General features: G+C 60.5%; 2 protein-coding genes. One reads left to right on the plus strand and one right to left on the minus strand.

Going from position 1 to position 1021, the window contains the following annotated elements; genetic code table 11:
* Positions 1-278: 278 nt before the first annotated feature.
* Entirely contained in the window at positions 279-785 is a 507-nt protein-coding gene (locus tag EOD15_RS34730) for a DUF1993 family protein (RefSeq protein ID WP_127321614.1), read from the plus strand.
* A gap of 55 nt (positions 786-840) precedes the next feature.
* On the opposite strand, the gene EOD15_RS34735 is transcribed toward EOD15_RS34730, so the two are convergent.
* Positions 841-1005: a hypothetical protein gene (locus EOD15_RS34735; protein ID WP_023810361.1), complete on the minus strand. Its 165-nt coding sequence runs from the start codon at positions 1003-1005 to the stop codon at positions 841-843.
* Positions 1006-1021 lie beyond the last annotated feature (16 nt).

Genomic DNA, 1021 nt, shown 5'->3' on the forward strand with positions numbered 1-1021 from the left:
GTACAGCGAACGGACAACCGCGTCGGCGCTCGACCGATCATCGATATATGGCGCTTCGGCGGCATCGTCGGCAGCCAATACCGTCTGGCCGATCGGTGCCAGGGAGAGAAAGGCAGTCGCTGCGAAAAGGGCGCGTCTCATCGGGAACCTCCGCTCGATAGAGGATTCTACGACGGCGATTGCGGCAACGTGGTGACGCAGGCTCGACGGACTTGAAGAATCGCGCGCGAAGGCGCTACGTCGCGTCCGCCGGCGTTCGGCCGGACAGGAGATTTGACGTGACGATATCGATGTATGAGGCGTCCGTGCCGGTGTTTTCGGCCAGGCTGAAAGCGCTTTCCAATGTGCTGGCGACCGCCGAACAGAGTGCGCTTGACCGCAAGATCGATCCGCAGGTGTTTCTGACGTCGCGGTTGGCGCCAGACATGTTCGCCTTGACGAGGCAGGTGCAGATCGCCACCGATCATGCCAAGGGCGCGCCGTCACGGCTCGCCGGCCGCGAAGTGCCGAAATATGAGGACAACGAGGCGAGTTTTGCCGATGTCCAGGCTCGCATCACGAAGACGCTCGACCTTCTGGCGACATTTTCGGCTGCCGAGTTCGACGGCTCCGACGACAAGATCATCGAGCTGAAGCTTGGCGGACGGGAAAGTTCGATGCCCGGCCTGCAGTATCTGCTGCATGTGGCTATGCCCAACTTCTATTTCCACCTCACCACGGCCTACGACATTCTTCGCCACAATGGCGTGCCGTTGGGCAAGGCGACATTCCTGGGAACGCGCTAGGGAATTGAGTTTTTTGGAGATGTCCCGGATCGATCCGGGACATCTCCGGAAGTACCTAGCGAATGGACATTTCGCGGGCGATGCGGGGGAAGTCGGCCGGCTTGATACCGATGTCGGCGCGGTCGGCATTGCTCATCGAATGAAGCAGCGCGAGCGCCGAGCGGTATCTCAGATGCTCCTGCGGCCGCGGCCGGGCGAACATTTCAGTGAAGAAACCCATGATTCAAGCCCCAAAT

The organism is Mesorhizobium sp. M7A.T.Ca.US.000.02.2.1 (assembly GCF_003996995.1).
Classification (GTDB): domain Bacteria; phylum Pseudomonadota; class Alphaproteobacteria; order Rhizobiales; family Rhizobiaceae; genus Mesorhizobium.